Here is a 21349-nt window from a genome sequence, read left to right as displayed (position 1 = left end):
AGGCGCGCCGCCGCGGTTTTTCTCTGAGTTTCCCCCTCGTTTGTCCGTTTTTGCAGGAGCCGTTCATGCAACGTTCGATTGCCACCGTGTCGATTAGCGGCACCCTCGTCGAGAAGCTGAGCGCGATCCGCGCGGCGGGTTTCGAAGGTGTCGAAATCTTCGAGAACGACCTGCTGTATTTCGACGGCTCGCCCGCCGACGTGCGCCGCATCGCCGACGACCTCGGCCTGAAGATCATGCTGTTCCAGCCGTTTCGCGATTTCGAGGGTGTCAGTCCCGAACGGCTCGAGCGTAATCTCGACCGCGCGAAGCGCAAGTTCGACGTAATGCACGAGCTAGGCACGGACCGCATCCTCGTGTGCAGCAACGTGTCGCCGGACACGATCTGCGACGACTCGCTGATGATCGACCAGTTGGGCGCGCTCGCCCGCGCGGCCGAAGCGGCTGGCGTGGTCGCCGGTTACGAAGCGCTCGCCTGGGGCAGGCACGTAAAGACCTATCGCCACGCGTGGAAGCTTGTCGACGCCGTGAATCATCCGAATCTCGGGCTCGTGCTCGACAGCTTTCATACGCTGTCGCTGAACGACACGCCCGACGCGATCGCCGACATTCCTGGCGAGCGCATCGCGTTCGTGCAGATCGCGGACGCGCCGAAGCTTGCGATGGACGTGCTCGAATGGAGCCGCCACTACCGCTGCTTCCCCGGCCAGGGCGACTTCGATCTCGCGAACTTCACCGCGCAGGTCGTCAAAGCTGGCTACAAGGGCCCGCTTTCGCTGGAAATCTTCAACGACGGCTTTCGCGCCGCCCCCACCACGATCACGGCCGCCGATGGCCATCGCTCGTTGCTGTTCCTCGAAGAGCAAACTCGCGCGCTGCTCGAAGAGCAACAGCAGCCGCGCAAAACGACAGGCGGCCTGTACCGCTCGCCCGCCGCGCCCGCGCACGTCGGCTATCAGTTCCTCGAATTCGCGGTCGATCACACCACGCGCACGCAGCTCGCCGACTGGCTCGGCAAGCTGCGCTTTCGCCAGGCCGGCCAGCATCGCTCGAAGGACGTCACGCTGTATCAGCACGGCGCGGCCTCGATCGTGCTGAACGCCGAGCCCGATTCGTTCGCGAACGCGTTTTTTCAGCAGCATGGTTTGTCGCTGTGCGCATCGGCGTTTCGTGTCGATGACGCGAGCCACGCATTCGAGCGCGCGGCCGGCTTTGGCTACGCGCCGTTCTCCGGCCAGATCGGGCCGAACGAGCGCGTGCTGCCGGCCGTGCAGGCGCCGGACGGCAGTCTCAACTATTTCGTCGACGAAACGCCCGATCAGCCCACGCTGTTCGAGGCCGATTTCGTGCTGACCGACGTCAACGGCCCGACCGAGGTGGGACCGCTCGAGCGCATCGATCACGTGTGTCTGTCGGTGCCGGCGAATGCGCTCGATACGTGGGTGCTGTTTCTGCGCACCGCGTTCGGCTTCCTGGCCGAGCCGGGGGTGCTCGTTCCCGATCCGTACGGCCTCGTGCGCAGCCGCGCGCTGCGCAGCCCCGACGGCTCGGTGCGGATCGCGCTGAATGCATCGGTGGATCGCCATACGGCGGTGGCCGAGGCGCTGCACACGTATCACGGCTCCGGACTGAACCACGTCGCGTTCAGTACCGGCGACATCTTCAGCGCTCTCCCCGAGTTCGTCGCCGACGGCGTGCCGATCCTGCGCATTCCGCGCAATTACTACGACGACCTCGCGGCCCGCTACGCGCTGTCCGACACGCTGCTCGAAGCGATGCGCGCGAACAATATCCTGTACGACCGCGACGAACGCGGCGGCGAGTTTTTCCACGCTTATACGGAGCAACTGGACCAGCGCTTCTTCCTCGAGATCGTCGAGCGGCGCGGCGGCTATGACGGCTACGGCGCGGCCAATGCAGCGGTGCGGCTCGCGGCGCAGGCGCAGCGGCGCAAGTAACGGGCGGACACCGGAGGCACGACGGCGGCTTCGTCATTGGAAGTCGCCGCGTCGATACGGATTTCGTCTTTTCAGGCACGCGACCTGCGTCCCCGATCGGGGCAGGCTCGCCGTCTCGATATAATGGCGCCTGCTCAGCCGAATCGCCGAATCAACGCCAGGAGAGATATGAAGAAGTTCGCTGCAGTCCTGTCCCTTTCGCTACTGCTCAGCGCTTGCGCGTATTTCCAGAAAGACCCGGATTCCGGCGAACCCGTCACGGACACGACGACACAGCGTTCCGTCGACGACGTGGTCGCCTGTCTGACGCAGATGGCCAATCATCACAACGCCGCGTTCAAGTCGACCGGGATCCCGCAGGGTCAGATGCTCGACTTCGGCGACTCGAACGTCGTCAAGGTACGCAGCGACAACGGCGCGACAACTTACCGTTTCTATGCGGGCAAGCGTCATGTAAGCAACCTGTGGATCGAATCGGCAAGCAAAACCTGCGCGCCATAAGGCTTTGTGGCGCATAAAGGCGAAGTTGCGGGCGCCGGAATCTGATCCATTGCAACGTTCATGTCACGGTGTTACAGGACAATGCAGTCTTAAGAATCGTTTAAGACTTCGTCCGCAAGATCCCCGGACATGTCCCCGCACGAGGTGCGCTCCATGAATCAGCCCGAAATCAACACCAACGAAACACCGGCCAAACGGCCTACTATCCTGCGCCGTCTGTTGAGCCATCACGAGCTCGCGACGCTGCTGCTGCTGCTGCACGCGCCGATCGATGCATCCGCAAAACCCGAAATTCCGCAGCTTTACGAAGCAGGTCTCGTCGAGACCGTTTCGAACGATGCGGGCACGCCGCATATCCGTCTGACGTCCGAGGGTAATGCGGTGTTGCGAGGGCTTGGGGTGAAGTAAGCAGATCGGCTCGCGACCCGGTCATCCGAGGCCGCGTCAGCGCTTTGCGTTGACGCGGCTTTAATGAGATGGTCAGCCCGACCAAAACAGCCCGATCGGCTTACGCTGATCGGGCTGTTTCCTTTTCGGAGATCGCCAACTTCACTTCCATCTCCTGCGCACCGCGGTAAGGCATCGGGTTGAACACTTCGTATAGTTCAGTTCGGGCATCAGCCGTAAGCCGTAGTCCCGCACATAGGTTGTAGACGCGCCGTCAGATGGTGCGATCGGGGACTACTCGCTTAGGAGTCGCTTCAACTCCTGAAGAAATGAGGCGGTCGTGTGACCCCACGGCTCTGGAGCGAACTCGTGCCCATACATCTGTTCGAATGCAACATCGAGATCATGTGGGTGCCTTTTCTCAAACCTGTCTATTTCAGCAAGCATTGATTTATGGTCAGCCACCGGACTATCTCTTTTGTAGCATGCAACAATAGCAGGAATGGTATCACCCCATATATCGAAATCCTGATTCAGATAAACACCAAATAGTTGGCTCAGTTCAGGATACTCAGAATGTCGCATTTATCCGACCTCAGTATAGATACGCCGTCAGAACGTAGTATGGCATGCCGTTGTAGGTTTAATATTTCAGAACCACGTGCACGATACTCATTTCTGTCAAAACACCTGTTTTTCTGGATATTCCGTAACCGACCTTCCTCCCCACATCTTTTTCCAATTCGAGTGGCTTGTTCCGAGATGCAGACTGCGCCCATATTTTGATGCGAGACGCGTCGTACCGCATAACCTCTGAAATTGCCCATTGCGCACACTGCAAATTCCTAAACGACGAAACCGTTTGCCGCTTTGGTTCACGTACTAGTCGCTCGCGCAACTGCACTTCAGTGCGCCCCACATGCTTTTCGAGTGTATGCCCACCAATCCTTGGATGGAGCGCTTTCGCCTCGTGCATTTCCAGATCGATCCGGCCCATCGTAACGCTCGCCGCGCGTGCTGCTTTGATTGAGCCAGCGAAGCCGAAGGGCACGATCATCTCAAGCGACAGACCGATATTGTTCGCCATGTCAGGACTGGCTTTCATCGCCTCGGCAAGCTTTGCGGCACCGCGTTGGGTGAGCGTGCTGGTATCCTGCGCAGTCCAGACCTGTCGCAGACCCGCCACCGCCGTGTCCGAGCCATGCACGCCAAACACGACGCAACCGACCTTGCTTGCCATCGTCGGCTCTGGCAGCACGCATAATGCACCCGCGCCGAGCATTTCCAGTACACCGCCGAGAACCTGCCAACCGCCCCATAGTCGGTTGGCAAGCATCTCAGTCGGACTAATTGACTGACGGGCCAGTACAGCTGCCAGTTGCGGGGCGCTCAGTACAATGCGGACGCCGTCTGATTCATTCGCCTGTGACATGCAAAAAATCCTCTTATTACTATCGGATCTTCACGCTAACAGGTCGATTCACCATCTGGCTATGGGCGACGGATGATTCTGACAGAACATGCTGTAATGTCTAAAGCGTTTTAAGCAAGCACGAAAGATCAAGATGATCGCTGGCAAACCACATAGAAACTGTGCACCCATATCGGCTCGAATAATCCGATAAGCCAGATGCCTTAGAAACCAGGAAACATCCAATTCGTAACGCGTCTCTCGATCTCATTAAAAAGCGCCACGAATCGCTTTGGGAGCCCGACGCCTACGATGTCGAGGCTTGGGGCAACTTTGTGCTGATCGTTTCGGGATATATCGTCGCCATCGCATTGGTAGTGCCGGCAAGCGTCATCGCATGGCGGCGAGCACATTGAGCACGCTCGTCACAATGGAATTCGGCCGCGTCAAGCCTTTCAAGCCTGCCATACCCCATACCCCGCCTCGCGCAGCCCGATCGCCAATTCCACTTCCATGTCCTGCGCGCCGCGGTAAGGCATCGGGTTGAACACGTCGTACAGTTCGGGCATCAGACGCAGGCCGTAGTCGCGCACATAGCGATTCGCCTGAATGCCCGCCTTGTGCCGATCGAAGCGCAAGTCCGGGTCGAGCCCCGTCATGCCGACGTACACGCACGGCTTGTCGAAACGGTAACCGGGATTCGCGCGACGAAAGCGCGCCTCGTTCCACACCTTGTCGTCGAGCGCGACGACGTACACGTAGTAGTGATGCGCGCGACCCGCCATGACACGTGCGACGCCGTTCAGCCGCGCAGCGTACCGTGCAGCAACATCCGGTATTCGGTCGGTGTGACGCCGACGGTCGCCTTGAATTGCCGTGTGAACGCGCTGTGATCGGTGTAGCCGCAACGCGCGGCGACGTCGGTGACCTTGTCGTGCGACACCAGCAGCGCGGTCGCTGCATCGAGTCGCGTTTTCAGGAGCACCTGGCGCGGCGTCAGATGAAACACCTTGTGAAAGTACCGCTCCAACTGCGCGACCGACATGTCCGCCATCGCCGCAAGCTGCTTCAGGTTCAGCGGCTGCACGTAATTCTGCTGGATCGACTGCACGACGGCGGCAAGCCGGCTGTAGGCCGGATGGCTGCTTTCGTCGGCTTTCAGATCGCGGGAGATGCCGGCGAGGCCGACCACCTTGCCGGTCGCATCGCGCAACGGCTGTTTGCAGGTCAGGCACCAGCCCGGTTGACGGCCCGGATACAGATGCAGTTCGAGCTGATCGAGCATCTGGTTGCCGACGCCGATGATCGCCTTGTCCTGCGCGGTATAGATGCGCCCGAAGCGGCGCGGAAACACGTCTTCCGCGGTCTTGCCGAGCAGCGCGGCCTTTTCCTTGAAGCCGCAACGCGAAGCGAGCGTGCGATTGACGAGCGCATACCGCGCGTCGGCGTCCTTGACGAAGAACACGACGTCCGGCATTGCATCGAATACCGGCTCGAGCAACCTGAAATGCGACAGCATGCCGGGCAGCGTCGTATCGTCGGGTTCGAGCGGATGAGCCAGCGTGTTCATCGTGCGGTTCCGTGGGTGCGTGCCTGATTGATTGCGTTAGGTTGCGTTCGCGGATCGCTGCGCCGGTGCGGCCGGGCAGCCCGCTCGTGCGGTTGATTGCGGTCGATTATAGAGCCGCGCGTCGCCCGCCAATATCTACCGAGGGTAAGCGCGGAGCCGTCATGGCGCCGCAGTCGGCGGTTCGGCGGCGCTCATCAGCGTGCCGATTTGCGCCGGACTGAACGGCGGACGCGCCGCGGCGGTCGGCCAGCCGAAGTACAGGCTCGCGGCCGCCCCGCAGATGCGCCCCTGGCAAGGGCCCATACCGCAGCGCGTCTGCAGTTTCGCGTCACGCCAGTCGGCGCAGCGGCGCACCTCGCCGACGCTCACGTCCTCGCAACGGCACAACAGCGTCGCGTCGGCGGGCGGCGTGCGCGCGGCCTCGCCCAATGCGAACGACGCCGCGACGCGCGCGCCAAAGCCCCGCCAGCGAGCGCGTTGCGCGACCAGCGCCGCCAGCACGGCGCGTTGCGTGTTCGCCGCGCCGCTCGCCACGAGACCGGCGATCTCGCCTTCCGCGCCAGCGAGCTCAGCGCCGCCGACGCCCGTGCACTCGCCCGCTGCATAAACGCGTTCGAGCGAGGTGCGCTGTCCGTCGTCGATGACGATTTCGCCCGCGTCGTTGATCGCGCAGCCGAGCGCCTGGGCAAGCGTGACGTTCGGCAGCAGTCCGTAGCCGCACGCGACGCGGTCGCAATCGAGCGTCACCTCGCGTTCACCGCGCCGGATCGTCACCTGTTGCACGCGCTGCGCGCCACGGGCTTCGCTCACGATGCTGCCGGTCCAGTAGCGCAGTCCCGCGAAGCCGCGCGTGAGGCTGATCGCCTGACGCAGCTTCGCGGGCTCGCGCAGCAGCGACACGCCGAAACGCGCGACCTCGGCCGCCGATGCCTGCTCGACCACCGCGATCACGCGCGCGCCGGCCTCTCGCGCGGTGGCGAGCGCGGCCATCAGCAGCGGGCCGCTGCCGGCGATCACGATTCGTTCGTCGCGCACCGGCATGCCGCCTTTGATCAGCGCCTGCAATGCGCCCGCGCCGGTCACACCGGGCAAGGTCCAGCCAGGAAACGGCAGAAGACGCTCACGCGCGCCGGTCGCAAGAATCAGTCTGTCATAGGTGATCGACACGCCGCCGTGTTCGGCGGATTCGAGCAGCAAGCCTTGCGCGCCGAGCGGCGCGATCACGCGCGTCGATGGCCAGTAAGTGAAGTTTTGCTGCGATTGCAACGCCGCGAGCAACGCATGCAACGCTGCTTGAGGCGGATAGGCGGACCCCTGGCGCCAGACCTGGCCGCCGGCGCGCGGATTGTCATCGATCTGCGCGACCGTCGCGCCCGCCTGCGCCGCCGCTCGCGCGGCATTGAGCCCGGCCGGACCACCGCCGATCACCACGATGTCGAAGTGCTGCGTCATGCGTGTACTGTCCCGTTTCGTGTCTGCACGCGCTGGCCGTCGCGGCATAGCGTCTGGCACGCGAGCGCGTGCGCGCGACCGTCGATCGTGACGCGGCACTCCTGGCACACGCCCATCCCGCACAAGGCTTCGCGCGGCTCGCCCTTGACCGACAGCCGCGAGCCGCACACACCCGCGATCGCGAGCGCCGCGGCGATGGTCGTGCCTGGTTTCACTTCGATGCTGCGGCCGTCGACGCTCAAACGGATGCGGGCCGCGTCAGTGTCGGTCATGGGCCGCCTGCTCTGCAAAACGCACCGGTAGATAAGGTTCGCACGGAATCGGCGCGGCATGGCCCGCGATCTGCGCCGCGAGTAGTTTCGCGCTCGCGAGCGAGGTCGTCACGCCAAGCCCTTCGTGGCCGACCGCGAGCCATAGGCGGGATGCGGAGCCAGAGCCGACGTCGGGCGCGAACTCGCCGGCCGGTCCGATCAGCGGCAGGCCGTCCGGCGACGCCGCGCGAAACCCCGTCCACGCGCGGATGCCGCTGAGCGCCGGCAACCCCGGCAGATACTGCGCGGCGCGTTGCAGCATCCGGGCGAGCACCGGCATCTCGACGGCCGGATCGGTTGTTTCGAACTGGCGCGACGAGCCGATCAGCAGTTGCCCGGTCGGACGCGGCTGTACGTTGAACGCGACCGACGTGCCGGTCGCGTGATGCGCGCTCTTGATATAGCCAAGTTCGAGCAGTTGATGACGGATCAGCCCCGGGTAGCGGTCGGTGATCAGCAGATGGCCTTTCTTCGGCTGCAACGGCAGCCGCGGCAACAATTGCGCCGCCCCGAGGCCGTTCGCGACGACCACGTGCGCCGCGCTGGTGCGCTCGCCGCACGCCAGGGTCACGCCACCCGCACCGAGCGACGCGACCGGCGCTCCAGGTCGCACGCTGATATTCGCCGCATGCGGCGACTGCGTGAGCAGCCATTCGGCGGCGGTCGGCGCATACACGATGCTGTCGTGCTCGATGCGCAAGCCACCCGCCATCGATGGTGCGAGCGCCGGTTCGCAGGCGCGCAGTTCGGCCGAGTCCAGCAATTGCGCGGCGACGCCTTGGCTCTCAAACGCCGCCTGCATTGCGCGGGCGGCTTGCCGTTCTTCGTCGTCGGCTGCGACCCACAGCGTGCCGCAGCGCGCGAACGCGTCGCGCGCGCGCAGCTGCGGCGCGAGTTCGAGCCATAGCTCGCGCGAATAGCGGCTCAGCGCGAATTCGGCGGGCGAGTCGTTCATCACGACGATATGGCCCATGCCGGCCGCCGTCGCGCCGCCGCCGATGCGCTGCGCATCGAGCACGTCGACGCGCATGCCGAGCGCGGCCAGTTCCGCCGCGCACGCGGCACCGACGATACCCGCTCCGATAATCAGCGCGTCCGGTCTCATGCGGTCCGGATACCCCACGCGAACGGATCGCGCTCGTCGAAACACAGACACCCTTCGGCCATGATGTGCGCGTGACCGGTGATGGTCGGAATCACGTGGACGCCGTCGCCCGCCGTGCGATAGCTCGCCTCGAACACGCTGCCGATGATGCTCTCCTGGCACCACACCGCGCCTTCGGCGAGCTTGCCGTCGGCCGCGAGACACGCGACCTTCGCGCTCGTGCCGGTGCCACACGGCGAGCGGTCGTACGCATTGCCGGGACACAGCACGAAGCTGCGGCTGTCGAGGCCCTCGCGCGAGCCCGGTCCGAACAGCTCGATATGGTCGATCAGCGCGCCGTTCGCGCCGGTGATGTTCTGTGCGATCAGCGCGTCGCGAATCGCCGAGCTGAAAGCCGTCAGGCTCGCGATGTTCGCGGCTTCGAGCACGTGCCCATGCTCGGCGACGAGGAAAAACCAGTTGCCGCCCCAGCCGATGTCGCCGGTCAGTGCGCCATAGCCTGGCACGTCGACCTGCACCGCCTTACGGTGGCGATACGCGGGCACGTTGCGCACCGCGACGCCGCCGTCTTCGTTCAGCGTCGCCTCCACCATGCCGACCGGCGTTTCGATGCGGTGTCGTCCCGGCCCGATGCGCCCCATGTGCGCGAGCGACACGACGAGCCCAATGGTGCCGTGCCCGCACATGCCGAGATAGCCGACGTTGTTGAAGAAGATCACGCCGGCCGCGCAAGTCGGATCGTCGGGCTCGCAGAGCAACGCGCCGACCACCACGTCCGAGCCCCGCGGTTCGGTGACGATGCCGGCGCGCCAGTCGTCGAAGCGGGTGCGGAAAACCTCGAGCCGTTGCGCGAGCGTGCCGCCGCCCAGATCCGGGCCACCCGACACCACGAGGCGGGTGGGCTCACCGCCGGTGTGCGAGTCGATAATGTTGAGGGTTTTCATGTCGCCCATGGTAGGAATCGCGGGCCGGTGGGTCTTGGTGCGCGTACGCGCGGATTGAGACGATTTCGGCATAGCGGCGCGATGCGTGAGCCGCCGCGCGCGCAGCGCGCGAAACGTCCCGCTATTCGGTATCGGCGTCGATGACCATCGGCGCAAACGCGGCAACCCGGCTAACCGATACGGACACGTAAGGAGAATGAACACCGCTGGCGAGCGCGACGGGCTGCAACGCGGATTTCAGCATATACCTGGCCGTGGCGACCTCATGCCGTGCGCGCCAACTGCCAATCTTCACTCCCTGAGCACATGGTCGTGAAGCCGCAGCAACCGGTAGCCGCTTCTGTATACCGGCTGCAGCCGGAAACCATTGTGCGGCTCGATCGCGAGCAGCACACGCAGCCGTGACACGTGACTGTCGATGGTCCGCGTGAACTCGCGCAGTTCGCGGCCCCACACCGCCGCGAAGATATGGTCGCGCGACATCACGCGATCGACGTTGGAAAAGAACAGCGCCGCGATCCGGTACTGGGTGGGCGACAGCGGCACCGGCTCGCCGCGCAGCGTGACCGCCCGGCGGATCGTGTCGAAGCAATAGGGGCCGATCTCGAAACAGGTCGCGGCGCTGAAACGCTCCGGATACGCGCGCCGCAGAAGCGCCGCGACTCGCGCGCGAAACTCGGCGTCCCGCAGCGGCAACGCGAGGTAATCGTCGGCACCGCCGGCGAGCGCGCGCACCATGCTTTCCTCCGAGCCGTCGTTCGACACGAACATGATCGGCACGTGCTCGCCTGCCACGCGGCGCACCGAGTGCAACAGGTCCGCGCCGGCGGGCCGCATATCCTGCCAGTCGAGCACCAGCAGATCCATCGTGGAGCGCACGAGCGACCTCGACATCGCAACGCCGTCGTCATAGGCCGCGCAGAAATGGCCGGCTCTCACCAGACTTGATTCAATGGACTGACGCATGACCGGGTCACGCTGAAGGACTGCAACGCGCATGGGATGGACTCTCGACAAGGAACATGCAGGCCATTCTCCGAGCCGCACCCCGGTCCCTCCCTTCGGAGCATTCCGATTTTCCGCCGCTTTCTTCGCCCAACTGGGCGCTTCCGCAGGACTTCCGCTTTCATCCTGTAAAATCCGCGCCGGCCTCCGTCGTCAGCGCGCCCGCCCTATCCGGACAGCGCGCCCGTGTCCCGTGCTCTACCCAGCGCCTGCCACACTTCTCGCCCGACAACCGCCGTATGTCCACGCGTCTCCCGCGTGGCTCACAATTCATCAAAAGACATGGCAATGCAAGCGACAAATCTGGGTGGAGCGCAGGCTGTCACCCCCCGCCCGCTTGGGCACAGCGATTACAAGACACTCGGTCTCGCCGCGCTCGGCGGAGCGCTCGAGTTCTACGACTTCATCATCTTCGTTTTCTTCGCGCCGGCGATCGGCCAGCTGTTTTTCCCGGCGGCGATGCCGGACTGGCTGCGTCAGGTGCAGACCTTCGGCATTTTCGCGGCCGGTTATCTGGCGCGGCCGCTCGGCGGCATCATCATGGCGCACTTCGGCGACCTGTTCGGCCGCAAGCGTATGTTCACGCTGAGCGTGCTGCTGATGTCGGTGCCGACGCTGCTGATGGGCCTGATGCCCACCTACGCGAGCATCGGCGTGCTCGCGCCGGTGCTGCTATTGCTGTTCCGCGTAATGCAGGGCGCGGCGGTCGGCGGCGAAGTCCCGGGCGCATGGGTGTTCGTCTCGGAGCATGTGCCCGGGCGGCACGTCGGCTATGCGTGCGGCACGCTGACGGCCGGCCTCACGGCGGGCATTCTGCTCGGCTCGCTGATTGCGTCGGCGGTCAATCGCCATTTCACGCCGGCCGATATTTCCGAATATGCGTGGCGTGTTCCGTTCCTCATCGGCGGCGTGTTCGGTATGTTCTCGGTCTATCTGCGCCGCTGGCTGCACGAGACGCCGGTGTTCGCCGAACTGAAGCAACGCAAGGCGATCGCCGCGGAAGTGCCGCTGAAGGCCGTACTGCGCGATCACGGCCGCGCGGTGATCGTGTCGATGCTGCTCACCTGGATGCTGTCGGCGGCGATCGTCGTCGTGATCCTGATGACGCCGACGCTGCTGCAAAAGCAATTTCACATCGAGCCGGCCACCGCGCTGCTCGCGAACTGTGTCGCGACGCTGTGCCTGACGATCGGCTGCGTGGTGGCGGGTTCGATCGCCGGACGCATTGGCGCGGGTCGCACGATTTTCGTCGGCGGCATTGCGCTTGCGATCACGTACTACGTGATGTTTCGCCAGTTGGCCGTCGATACGTCCCTGCTCGTGCCGCTGTATGCACTGGCCGGACTTTTCGTCGGCGTGATCGGCGCGATTCCGCTCGTGATGGTCCGCGGATTCCCGCCGGTGGTGCGCTTCTCGGGTATCTCGTTCTCGTACAACGTCGCGTATGCGGTGTTCGGCGGTCTGACGCCGATCGCCGTATCGCTGATGATGAAGTCGAACCCGCTGGCCGCGCCGCTGTACGTCGCGGCGATCTGCGTGCTGGGCGCGCTGACCACGCTGTTCATCAAGGATGCGCCGCGGGGGCGTTGATCCGGCGACATCCATACTTCACGCCACGCCGAAACGTGGCGCGCTGCATCGGGCTTACGATGCAGTCATGAACTCATCCACTCCCTCCTTTTCGCCCGCCCTCGGTCGCGTTCTCGCGACCGTCAGCGTCGGCTTCGTAGTCACGCAACTCGACGTGACCATCGTCAACATCGCGTTGCCACGAATCGGCGCGGACCTGCACGCGAACGTCGCGGGCCTGCAATGGGTCGTCGATGCGTACACGCTCGCGTTTGCGGTGCTGATGCTGTCGGCCGGCGCGCTCGGCGACCGCTTCGGCGCGCGGCGCATGTATGCGTGCGGAATCGTGCTGTTCGCGCTCGCGTCGCTGGCCTGCGGGCTAGCGCTCGACGCCCCGATGCTGATCGCCGCGCGCGCGGTGCAGGGCATCGGCGCGGCCGCGATGCTGCCGAATTCGCTCGCGCTGCTCAACCAGTCGTTCGGCCACGAACCGAAGCTGCGGGCACGCGCGGTCGGCCTGTGGACCGCCTCCGGCGCGATTTCGATCGCGGCCGGGCCGGTGGCTGGCGGCCTGCTGATCGCCGCGTTCGGCTGGCGCAGCATCTTTCTCGTCAATCTACCGATCTGCGCGGCCGGCCTGCTCGCGACACTGCTGTGGATTCCGCGTCCGCAAACCTCGCAACCCGGCGTGCCGGCCGCCGCTCGCGGCAACACCGGCGCGACGCCACGCGGCATCGATCTCGGCGGCCAGTGTCTCGCGATCGTCGCGCTAACCGCGTTCGTCGCCGCGGTGATCGAATGGCGGCCGCTCGGGCTCGCGCATCCGCTGGTCGCCGGCGGCTTCGTGCTGGCGCTGCTGGCGGCGGGTGCGTTCGTGTTCGTCGAAGCGCGCATCGCGCGCCCGATGCTGCCGCTGTCGCTGTTCGGCACGCGCACGTTCAGCGCGGCGGTGCTGTTCGGCATCTGCGTGAATCTGACGTATTACGGCATGGTGTTCGTGCTGAGCCTTTACCTGCAGCGCGTGCGCGGCTACACGCCGTTGCAGGCGGGCCTCGCGTTCCTGCCGCTGACGGGCGGCTTCCTGATCTCGAACGTCGCGAGCGGCTGGGTGATCGGCCGCCTGGGAGTGCGCGTGCCGATGATCCTCGGCGCGATCACGGCTGGTCTCGGCTATGGCCTGCTGCGTCTCGTCGACGCCGAGACGCCGCTGATTGGCCTGCTGCTGCCGTTTTTGCTGATTCCGTCGGGCATGGGACTCGCAGTGCCGGCGATGACCACGGCGGTGCTCGCATCGACCGAAGCGCGACGCGCGGGCACGGCGTCGGCGGTATTGAACACGGCGCGCCAGGCCGGCGGCGCGGTGGGTGTGGCGGCCTTCGGCGCGCTCGCGGGCGGTGCGGCCGCGACGCAGATCGTGCCGGGGATGCAAGCGGCGACGGCTATTTCGGTGGGACTGCTGGTGCTGGGTCTCGTGCTCGCGTGTTTCGTGCATCCGGAGCCGCACGCGGCGGCATCGTCTGCGCGCGGCGCGAGCGCCGCGAGCAAGTAAGCGGTGTGTAATGCAGGCGCCTACAGCGACGTCTCCTGAATCGTGCCGGTAGCGATTGCGCGCTCGATCAGGCCTTCGTTGCGCGCTTTGGCGATCGCATCCGCGACCAGCTTTTCCGGGTCCTCGATGTCCGCCTTCAGCGTGCCGATGAATCCGGACGCATCCAGAACCACCAGCGTCTTCGCCGACTCGGCGAGGCTGATGATCACACGATGCGGCGTCGGCCCTTCGCCGAGACTCGCGCACAGTTGCGTGAGCTTGCCGCCGATCATTTGCTCGAAGTTCTGAATCATCATCTGCTCCCATGATTGGCGCGGATTGGAAATCCTGCTGTGTAGCAGGATGCGGGCCGCGCCGACTGCGCGCGCTCGCGCTTGACAGCCCGCTTTACAGGCCGCCGAGTCCGCCGCGCGGCGCGCGCGCGTTGTCGATGCTCAGACGCCCCGCGCCGGTAACGAACAGCAGCAGGAAACCGCCCGCGATTCCGATGTTCTTCCAGAAATGAATCACCATGTCGTGCTGCAAGGCCGGGTCGGTGATATTCCAGAAGTCGTGGCCGAGCACCGCCGTCGCGACCGTATACGCCGCCATGACCAGCGCGAGCGGCCGTACCTTGAAGCCGACCACGAGCAGCAGGCCGCCGAGCACCTCGACCGCGGTTGCGATCGGCGCGGCGATCTGCACGAACGGCACACCTTTCGAATGCAGGTAGCCGACGAAGCCCGCATAGCCCAGCAGTTTCATCACCCCGCTCCACAGGAACAGCACGGAAAGCGCAAGACGGGCGATGAAAATGATGCCGAAATCGACGGGACGCGACATGGGGGGGACTCCTGTAATGAATAAGCAGCAGACCCGAATGGACGGGCTCAGTTCCCCGCCTCGCCCCTGAGCATATGAGCAATGGCCGCGATTTCCAAGCCCGCTCAAGCTGACGGATACGTGGCGACCTCGATCAGGTTGCCGTCGGGGTCGCGGCAATACACCGAGGTCATCTTGCCGCGCGCGCCGTCGCGCTCCACCGGCCCCGCCTCGATAGCGACGCCTTGCGCGAGCCAATGCGCCTTGACGTCGTCCGGGCTTGCGGTGGTCACGAAGCACAGGTCCGCCGTGCCCGGCACCGCCTCGCGCGACGTGAACCAGGCGACGGTATCGGCCGACGCGGGACGCAGATTGATCTTCTGATTACCGTAGTTCATCGCCACGCGCGTGCCGGTGCGCGACGCGAACTCGGTGCGTCGCATGCCGAGCATCCGCGCGTACCACGCCGCGCTCACTTCGACGTCGGCGACGTTCAGAACGAGATGATCGAGACTGGCTAGCTGGAAGCTCATGGGTTTGTCGTGATGAATCGAGAAAGGTGGTAGCGACTATACGCGTGGCGCGTCCGGCGCGAGCAACACGCCCTTCGTGAATACGAAGCAGCCGTAGCCGCGCTCCTCGCCCGTCGCGATCACACAGTATGCCTGGCGCGCACGCTCGTAAAACGCGAACCGCTCGATCGACACGAAGGGCACCTCGCGCCCCTCGCCCGCGTTGACCTCGGCTTGCGCTTCGCGCTGCACCGCGGGAATCGTGTGCGGCTCGCCAACCACTTCCATGCGCGACGCGGGATGCTCGATAAAGGTGTCGAGCGGCAGCACCGACAACACCGCGCGGATCGCGCGCGGCGAACTGACGCCGTCGAGACGCAGCGGCTTGCCGAGCACGGTATCGCGCGCGACGGCGTCGGCCGGGAAGTTGGCGTCGCAGATCACGAGTTCGTCGCCGTGGCCCATCGAGCGCAGCGCGTGCAGGATATCGGCGTTCAGTAGCGGGTCCAGATCTTTCAGCACGGGGTCTCCAGGTCGTTCGGTTGGGAACATGCTGCGGGGGTGTCACGCTTCATCCGCACGACGATCGATTGTAGCAAGCGCGCCGGACGTCTTGCGGCGCTGCGCACACACCGCATTGCCAGCGCAGCCATCCGACCAGAGCGAGCAGCACGAGCCCCGCGCCGCCGAGCACCGGCTCGCGCCAACCGAGCAGTGCGATGAACATGAACGCCCGCGCGCCGCCGAGCAGCGCGAAACCGGCGATCGCACTCGATAACGCATCGAGCGCGGCCGCGACGCGCAGCAACGCGAGATGGACTTGTGCGGGCTTGGCAGCGGCGGGCTCATGCATGACCGTCTCCGTGAAAGACGCCTCAGGCGGCGCCGGGGGTTTCGTCGAGAAAACCGGTGACCGCTTGCAGACGCCCATGCGCGTCCACCACGCCGAAGTCCGAGCCCTTCACGATCGCCTCGCCCGCGGGGGTCGTCAGTGCCCACGAGAAGCGCAGGCGATTCGCGAAGCCGTCGACGTCGGTCGTACGGCGAAACGTGTGATGCGGAAATCGCTCATGCACCGCGCGGATCATGGCGTCGATGCCATCGTGGCCCGCGCCCGCCAGCAGCGGGTCGCGATAGTCGGCATCGGCGCTCCACGTTGCCGCGATCAACTCGCGACGACGCGCGCCATCGGTCTCGTTCCAGGTATCGAAATAACGGTCGATCAAATCGGTATGCGCATTCATCTCAAACTCCTCGATTGACAGGACGGAGCACTTCGCGCGGCATACGCATCGCATGCGGCGGGCTCGGAATGAAGATTGACGGCTCGCGTGCATTGCGTCGATTACGTGAGAGGTAATCAAGCGGATGCAGCCTTCGCTGTCACGCAGCGCTTTTCACTGTTTTTCTCGCCAAATAGGTCATTCGGCCGAGTCGTCAAAAAACCTTCGCACCGCTAACCTCAAGTGACTCATCGAAGCCCACCGACGACATCTCGAGGCGGGCAATGCAATGACCAGGAGGACCGCTTGGACCGCTTTATCGAGACGCTTTTCTCGCTTGCACGACCGTATCCCCGGAGATACAATCATCCGCAGATCGAAACACCGCGCGTGTACACGATCAACTGCACCGAAGAGTTCGACCGTTGGCTTCACGGCCTCACCGACCTCAAGGCGAAGGCGCAAATTCTCGTGCGGATCCGCCGCGCGGAACGCGGGCTTTTCGGTGACGCGAAGTTGCTGGAAAACGGCGTGTTCGAGATGCGCATCGATTGCGGGCCGGGTTACCGGGTCTACTACGCGCGCGAGGAACGCATGATGTATCTGCTGCTCTGCGGGGGTAACAAGTCCACGCAGCAGGCGGATATCAGGCATGCCGGAGCAATGTGGACAACCATCAGAAAGGAACGGTCATGAGCAAGATCAAAACGGCACGCTTCGATGCATCGAAGTACCTCGACAACGACGAAATGGTCGCGGCCTATCTGAACGCCGCCCTCGACGAAGGCGACTCCGATCTGCTGCTCGCCGCCATCGCGGATATCGCCAAGGCACGTGGCATCACGAAGATCGCCGCGGCAGCGGGCCTGGGCCGCGAAAGCCTCTACAAGACACTCGCGCCCGGCTCCAAGCCACGCATGGACACGGTCCTCAAACTGGCGAGTGCGATCGGCGTCAAATTCACCGCCGTGCCGTTGCGCCTGGCTGCCGCCTGAGCCGGGCACGCGTCTCGTTGACTGAAATTGGCGGGGCATTACCTCTCAGGTAATCGATTGCTTGCACGCTTTGACTATGATCGGTGGCATGAACACACTCTCTATTGCACAAGCGGCTCCATCATCCGCGCCGATCGGCACTCGGGCGGTCGGCGAACTTCTCCGCGAATGGCGGCAGCGGCGGCGCATGAGTCAGTTGCTGCTCGCCACGGAGGCTGACATTTCGACCCGCCATCTGAGCTTTGTCGAATCGGGGCGCGCGCTACCAAGCCGGGAAATGGTCATGCATCTCGCCGAGCGCCTCGACGTGCCGTTGCGCGCGCGCAATGCTCTGCTCGTCGCGGCCGGTTACGCGCCGCTGTTTCGCGAACGTCCCCTCTCCGACCCGCAGCTCGCCGCCGCACGCGAAGCCGTCGAACTGGTGCTCAAAGGACATGAGCCCTACCCGGCCCTCGCGATCGACCGGCACTGGACCATCGTCGCGACCAACAATGCGATTGCGCCGTTGTTGAGCGGCGCGAGTCCCGAACTGTTGAAGCCACCGGTCAACGCACTGCGCCTGAGTCTGCATCCGCAAGGCATTGCGGCGTCGATCGTCAACTGGCATGCGTGGCGCGAGCATGTGCTGGGCCGCCTGCAACGGCAGATCGACGTCAGCGGCGACGACACGCTGAGCGCACTACGCGACGAACTGGCCGGCTACCCCGCGCCGCCGGATGCAGACGCCTCGACGCTGGACGATGCAGTCCTCAACCAGATCGCCGTGCCATTGCGGCTGCGTACGCCGCTTGGCGTGCTGTCGTTTTTCAGCACCACCACGGTGTTCGGCACGCCCGTGGACGTTACGCTGTCGGAACTCGCCATCGAGGCGTTCTTTCCGGCGGATCAGCAAACCGCGTCGGCGCTGCGCGAATTTGCCGAACACCAGCGCGGCTAGCCGCTCGCGTACCTCCACTCCACTCACCACGAATAAGTGAAATGTCCGTCAACGTCGACACCCTGCTGATCCGCCAACTCGGACCCGCCGACCGGGACGCCTATTTCCAGCTTCGTCTGCGCGGGCTGAAGGCGCACCCCGCTTCGTTCGGACAAAGCCACGACGAAGCGCTGGCGAAAGGCGCCGGGCAGCATGACGCGACACTGCAGGGCTCGGAGACGGAAGGCACGTTTCTGCTTGGCGCGTATGCGTCGGCCGACGCTCCGCTGATCGGCGTCGTCGGTCTGCTGCGTAATAAAGCCCTCAAGGAGCGGCACAAGGCGAACGTGGTCGGCATGTATGTCGCACAGGAAGCGGCTGGTCGTGGGGTCGGGCGCGCGCTGCTCGGCGAGTTGCTGACGCGCGCGGCGCGCGTCGACGGTTTGCGACAGGTGCAGCTGACCGTGGGTAGCCGCAACGACGCGGCGCGCATGCTGTATGAATCGCTCGGCTTTCGCAAATATGGGTGCGAAGTCGGCGCCTTGAACGTCGACGGGGTGTTTCATGACGAGGATCTGATGGCGCGATTCCTCGCGTAGCGCCCCCGGGAATCATTGACAACGCCTCCTTGCGGCCATTCCCGGCGCCTCGTCAACGTTGTAATGCCGTCCTATTGCACCGATATCATGTCAGGCAGCCTGCACGGCACTGGCTTCTCGCAGCCTCCGTCCGCAACGTGATCGGTACGCGTCTGCCACCGCGGTTCGGTCTCGGGGTCGCACGCGTGCGCCAGACCGGCTGCCCATCCTCATCGAGCCGTTACAAATCCGGCCCTCGTTTGCGTAGTTTGTAACGGGGGACGCTTCATACGGTTACAGGCTCCATCCGCCCCTCACGCGCCACCCAGCACGAGTATTTATTACCGTCAATTCCATCGCTTTCTGTTGCTTTCTAATCCAAAACAAATTTACCGATCGCCGCGCGGTGCGCACGCACGTCTCGGACAGTCGCGTAGGATGCCCATCCAGCAAGGGTTTTCATGGAATAGAGGCCAGTGTCGAAAGGCTATAAATTCACTTGGCATCATTCATTACAATGGCGTGAAAAACTTACCGAAAAATGATGTAGTTTTTTGAGATATTTTTTTGAGAAAGGATTGATTTCTGGTTTTAGCCTTCATACAATTCGTCCCGAGCTGTTACGAAATGTAACGTCTTGTATCAAATGTTCGCTGTCTGTAGCAAGTAGCAACATGTAGCCGGAGGCCGCGTTGCCGGCGAGGCAGAAAAGACATAACGGCGCAAAGCCGACATAGTAATTCGGGGCTTCGGAAACAGACAAAATGGACCGTAGCAGCGAGACGCTGGATTCAATCCGCGAGATCAACTTGTCTTACATCATGCTCGCGCAACGCATGTTGCGCGAGGACAAGCCGGTCGGAATGTTCCGGCTGGGACTGTCGTCGGAACTGGCTGACTTGCTTGCCGGGCTGTCGCTCGCGCAAATCGTCAAGCTGGCCGCTTCCGACCAGCTTTTGTGCTTCTTCCGCTTCAACGACCACGCGATGCTGTCGGCGTTGACGCAAACGACGAAGCACACCGCAGTTGCACCGACCCACACGGCGATCCTGCTTGCAGGCCAGCCCGCCGAGCAATTTGCCTGATCGAGGTGACTGCAATGCTCAAGCGAAGCCTGACCGAAGATGCACAGGAAGTATTTCGCGCGATCGCACTGATCGAACTCGGCGCCCGCATGCAGGTGCTCGAGAGCGAGTTGACGCTGTCGCGCGACCGTATGATCCGCCTGTATCGCGAGGTCAAGGGCGTATCGCCGCCCAAGGGCATGCTGCCGTTCTCGGCGGACTGGTACATGACGTGGCTCGCGAACATTCACGCGTCGCTGTTCTACAACACGTACCTGTTCCTCAAGAACGAAGCGCGCTGCTCGCATCTGGATGCGCTGACCAAGGGCTATCGGCTGTATCTCGAACACTGTCAGCACAGCGAAACCGAGCCGGTGCTCGATCTGACGCGCGCGTGGACGCTCGTGCGTTTCTTCGACGCCGACATCCTGCAGTTGACCAGATGCTGCCGCTGTACCGGCAAGTTCGTCGCGCACAAGCACGACCTGCAGCACAACGTCGTGTGCGGCGCCTGCCAGCCGCCGTCGCGGGCCGGCAAGACGAAGAAGGCAGCAGCCGCGCGCCGGGAAGCGCTCGACGCGGCGCAGGTTGCGCAGGCCGCTTGACCGATCGGTTCGCCGTCGCGGGACGCGCTCGACCCGATTCAAACCGAAGCTCACATGATTCCGCGCAGTGATTGAACTGCGCGGATTTTTTTCGCCTTCGCGCCGGGCAGACCGGCGTGCCGAATACCGGTCGTTCAGATCAACCGGCCAGCCCCACCGTCTGGGCAACGAGCCACAGATTCGCCGCACTGATCGCAACAAACAGCGTCCACACGAGCAGGTGCGTCGGCAGCGTGTTGGCGAATTCGCCCATCAGCGAGCGGTCGCTCGTCATGCGGATCAGCGGATACAGCGCGAGCGCTCGCGTGATGAAGCGCCGCTGCCAGCACGGAATCTTCATTTTCAGGAAGCCTTCCATGATGACCTGCCCCGCCACCGTGCCGGTAAACGTCGAGCTTTGTCCCGACGCGAGCAGCGTGATCGCGAACAGGAAGGCGGCGAAGCCGGTGCCGACGATCGGCGCTAGCAGCCGGTAGGCGTCCTCGATCTGCGTGACCTGGTCGTGGCCCGTCGCGTAAAATGCGGCGGCCGCGAGAATCAGGATCGCCATGTTGATCAGCGCCGCGATCACGAGCGATGCGATCGTGTCGATGCGTGACATGCCGATCGCCGAGCGGATGCTGGCCGGATCGCGCTTCACCGCGCGGGTCCGGACGATCGACGAGTGCAGATACAGGTTATGCGGCATCCCCGTCGCGCCGAGAATGCCAAGCGTCGTTGATGAGGTCGATGAAGCGCTTGCCAACAGGCTTAGGAATTCAGCGCTTCGCCACCTGCTGCTGCGCTGAAACCGATGCGGCTCCGGCCGCAGAGCCGGAAGCCGCAGCCAGCGAAGCCGCCGCGCCGCCGGAAGCACCAACCGGCACCGGCGCCGCCCCCACCGCCTGTCTCTT

27 protein-coding genes are annotated in these 21349 nt (G+C 64.1%); 11 read left to right on the top strand and 16 right to left on the bottom strand.

From position 1 onward, the window contains the following. Window positions 1-65: 65 nt before the first annotated feature. The 3 genes from F6X40_RS00135 to F6X40_RS00125 all read left to right on the top strand — a co-directional run bounded on the left by F6X40_RS00135 (window position 66) and on the right by F6X40_RS00125 (window position 2867). Entirely contained in the window at window positions 66-1958 is a 1893-nt protein-coding gene (locus F6X40_RS00135) for a bifunctional sugar phosphate isomerase/epimerase/4-hydroxyphenylpyruvate dioxygenase family protein (RefSeq protein ID WP_187626422.1), read from the top strand. A 168-nt stretch (window positions 1959-2126) separates the two neighbouring features. Beyond that, a complete protein-coding gene (locus F6X40_RS00130) occupies window positions 2127-2459 on the top strand; it encodes a hypothetical protein (protein WP_090806920.1) in 333 nt (110 codons plus the stop codon). A 153-nt stretch (window positions 2460-2612) separates the two neighbouring features. Continuing rightward, a complete protein-coding gene (locus F6X40_RS00125; protein WP_090810191.1) occupies window positions 2613-2867 on the top strand; it encodes a hypothetical protein in 255 nt (84 codons plus the stop codon). Window positions 2868-3140: 273 nt separating this feature from the next. Here F6X40_RS00125 and F6X40_RS00120 read toward each other — a convergent pair whose 3' ends face one another. The 9 genes from F6X40_RS00120 to F6X40_RS00080 all read right to left on the bottom strand — a co-directional run bounded on the left by F6X40_RS00120 (window position 3141) and on the right by F6X40_RS00080 (window position 10638). Beyond that, window positions 3141-3431, bottom strand: coding sequence for a contact-dependent growth inhibition system immunity protein (locus F6X40_RS00120; protein ID WP_187617327.1), 291 nt, complete (start codon window positions 3429-3431; stop codon window positions 3141-3143). Window positions 3432-3489: 58 nt separating this feature from the next. Further along, window positions 3490-4278, bottom strand: coding sequence for an RNase A-like domain-containing protein (locus tag F6X40_RS00115; RefSeq protein WP_187626421.1), 789 nt, complete (start codon window positions 4276-4278; stop codon window positions 3490-3492). 434 nt (window positions 4279-4712) lie between these two features. After that, window positions 4713-5042 (bottom strand): hypothetical protein, encoded by a 330-nt coding sequence (locus tag F6X40_RS00110; protein ID WP_187611238.1) that lies wholly within the window; start codon window positions 5040-5042, stop codon window positions 4713-4715. 17 nt (window positions 5043-5059) lie between these two features. After that, window positions 5060-5827, bottom strand: a complete 768-nt coding sequence (locus F6X40_RS00105) for an AraC family transcriptional regulator (protein WP_187626420.1) — start codon at window positions 5825-5827, stop codon at window positions 5060-5062. Between the two features lie 159 nt (window positions 5828-5986). Next, a complete protein-coding gene (locus F6X40_RS00100; protein WP_187626419.1) occupies window positions 5987-7279 on the bottom strand; it encodes an NAD(P)/FAD-dependent oxidoreductase in 1293 nt (430 codons plus the stop codon). Next, entirely contained in the window at window positions 7276-7551 is a 276-nt protein-coding gene (locus F6X40_RS00095; protein WP_187626418.1) for a 2Fe-2S iron-sulfur cluster-binding protein, read from the bottom strand. Before F6X40_RS00095 ends, F6X40_RS00100 begins: the two co-directional genes overlap by 4 nt. Further along, window positions 7538-8695: an NAD(P)/FAD-dependent oxidoreductase gene (locus F6X40_RS00090; protein ID WP_187626417.1), complete on the bottom strand. Its 1158-nt coding sequence runs from the start codon at window positions 8693-8695 to the stop codon at window positions 7538-7540. The genes F6X40_RS00095 and F6X40_RS00090 overlap by 14 nt, the downstream gene beginning before the upstream one ends. Then, window positions 8692-9648 carry a 4-hydroxyproline epimerase gene (locus tag F6X40_RS00085; RefSeq protein ID WP_187626416.1) on the bottom strand — a complete coding sequence of 319 codons (957 nt, stop codon included), beginning with the start codon at window positions 9646-9648 and terminating at the stop codon, window positions 8692-8694. Before F6X40_RS00085 ends, F6X40_RS00090 begins: the two co-directional genes overlap by 4 nt. A gap of 282 nt (window positions 9649-9930) precedes the next feature. Then, window positions 9931-10638, bottom strand: coding sequence for a response regulator transcription factor (locus F6X40_RS00080; RefSeq protein WP_187626415.1), 708 nt, complete (start codon window positions 10636-10638; stop codon window positions 9931-9933). Between the two features lie 294 nt (window positions 10639-10932). Between F6X40_RS00080 and F6X40_RS00075 the strand changes: the two genes are divergently transcribed. Together F6X40_RS00075 and F6X40_RS00070 are read left to right on the top strand one after the other, a co-directional pair. After that, window positions 10933-12234, top strand: a complete 1302-nt coding sequence (locus tag F6X40_RS00075; protein WP_187626414.1) for an MFS transporter — start codon at window positions 10933-10935, stop codon at window positions 12232-12234. Window positions 12235-12301: 67 nt separating this feature from the next. After that, window positions 12302-13762: an MFS transporter gene (locus tag F6X40_RS00070; protein WP_187626413.1), complete on the top strand. Its 1461-nt coding sequence runs from the start codon at window positions 12302-12304 to the stop codon at window positions 13760-13762. 20 nt (window positions 13763-13782) lie between these two features. Here F6X40_RS00070 and F6X40_RS00065 read toward each other — a convergent pair whose 3' ends face one another. The 6 genes from F6X40_RS00065 to F6X40_RS00040 all read right to left on the bottom strand — a co-directional run bounded on the left by F6X40_RS00065 (window position 13783) and on the right by F6X40_RS00040 (window position 16319). Then, window positions 13783-14055, bottom strand: coding sequence for a hypothetical protein (locus F6X40_RS00065; RefSeq protein ID WP_184063403.1), 273 nt, complete (start codon window positions 14053-14055; stop codon window positions 13783-13785). 94 nt (window positions 14056-14149) lie between these two features. Continuing rightward, window positions 14150-14584: a DoxX family protein gene (locus tag F6X40_RS00060; RefSeq protein WP_187626412.1), complete on the bottom strand. Its 435-nt coding sequence runs from the start codon at window positions 14582-14584 to the stop codon at window positions 14150-14152. Window positions 14585-14688: 104 nt separating this feature from the next. Then, on the bottom strand, window positions 14689-15096 hold the full coding sequence (locus F6X40_RS00055; RefSeq protein WP_090806942.1) for a VOC family protein: 408 nt from the start codon (window positions 15094-15096) through the stop codon (window positions 14689-14691). Between the two features lie 36 nt (window positions 15097-15132). Next, complete coding sequence (locus F6X40_RS00050; protein ID WP_187626411.1) at window positions 15133-15597, bottom strand: RbsD/FucU family protein; 465 nt, start codon at window positions 15595-15597, stop codon at window positions 15133-15135. A 49-nt stretch (window positions 15598-15646) separates the two neighbouring features. Beyond that, window positions 15647-15928 carry a hypothetical protein gene (locus tag F6X40_RS00045; RefSeq protein ID WP_187626410.1) on the bottom strand — a complete coding sequence of 94 codons (282 nt, stop codon included), beginning with the start codon at window positions 15926-15928 and terminating at the stop codon, window positions 15647-15649. 22 nt (window positions 15929-15950) lie between these two features. Further along, window positions 15951-16319, bottom strand: coding sequence for a nuclear transport factor 2 family protein (locus tag F6X40_RS00040; RefSeq protein WP_176379337.1), 369 nt, complete (start codon window positions 16317-16319; stop codon window positions 15951-15953). A gap of 285 nt (window positions 16320-16604) precedes the next feature. On the opposite strand from F6X40_RS00040, the gene F6X40_RS00035 reads away from it, so the two are divergent. The 6 genes from F6X40_RS00035 to flhC all read left to right on the top strand — a co-directional run bounded on the left by F6X40_RS00035 (window position 16605) and on the right by flhC (window position 20456). Further along, complete coding sequence (locus F6X40_RS00035; RefSeq protein WP_221311367.1) at window positions 16605-16994, top strand: type II toxin-antitoxin system RelE/ParE family toxin; 390 nt, start codon at window positions 16605-16607, stop codon at window positions 16992-16994. After that, the gene (locus F6X40_RS00030; protein WP_018423436.1) at window positions 16991-17293 is read left to right on the top strand and encodes an addiction module antidote protein; all 303 of its coding nucleotides are present in this window, start codon (window positions 16991-16993) and stop codon (window positions 17291-17293) included. The genes F6X40_RS00035 and F6X40_RS00030 overlap by 4 nt, the downstream gene beginning before the upstream one ends. An 88-nt stretch (window positions 17294-17381) precedes the next feature. After that, window positions 17382-18230, top strand: coding sequence for a helix-turn-helix domain-containing protein (locus F6X40_RS00025; RefSeq protein WP_187626409.1), 849 nt, complete (start codon window positions 17382-17384; stop codon window positions 18228-18230). Between the two features lie 41 nt (window positions 18231-18271). Further along, window positions 18272-18808 carry a GNAT family N-acetyltransferase gene (locus F6X40_RS00020; protein ID WP_187626408.1) on the top strand — a complete coding sequence of 179 codons (537 nt, stop codon included), beginning with the start codon at window positions 18272-18274 and terminating at the stop codon, window positions 18806-18808. 743 nt (window positions 18809-19551) lie between these two features. Next, on the top strand, window positions 19552-19872 hold the full coding sequence (gene flhD, locus F6X40_RS00015) for a flagellar transcriptional regulator FlhD (RefSeq protein WP_184007179.1): 321 nt from the start codon (window positions 19552-19554) through the stop codon (window positions 19870-19872). A gap of 14 nt (window positions 19873-19886) precedes the next feature. Further along, a complete protein-coding gene (flhC, locus tag F6X40_RS00010; RefSeq protein ID WP_018423439.1) occupies window positions 19887-20456 on the top strand; it encodes a flagellar transcriptional regulator FlhC in 570 nt (189 codons plus the stop codon). Between the two features lie 139 nt (window positions 20457-20595). On the opposite strand, the gene F6X40_RS00005 is transcribed toward flhC, so the two are convergent. Next, window positions 20596-21312, bottom strand: coding sequence for a divalent metal cation transporter (locus F6X40_RS00005; protein WP_316251776.1), 717 nt, complete (start codon window positions 21310-21312; stop codon window positions 20596-20598). Window positions 21313-21349: the final 37 nt, after the last annotated feature.

Source organism: Paraburkholderia sp. UCT31, from assembly GCF_014397655.1.
In the GTDB taxonomy this organism is placed as follows: Bacteria; Pseudomonadota; Gammaproteobacteria; order Burkholderiales; family Burkholderiaceae; genus Paraburkholderia; species Paraburkholderia tuberum.
Note: the sequence above shows the minus strand (reverse complement) of the source record. Positions and strands in the feature narration are given on the sequence as shown.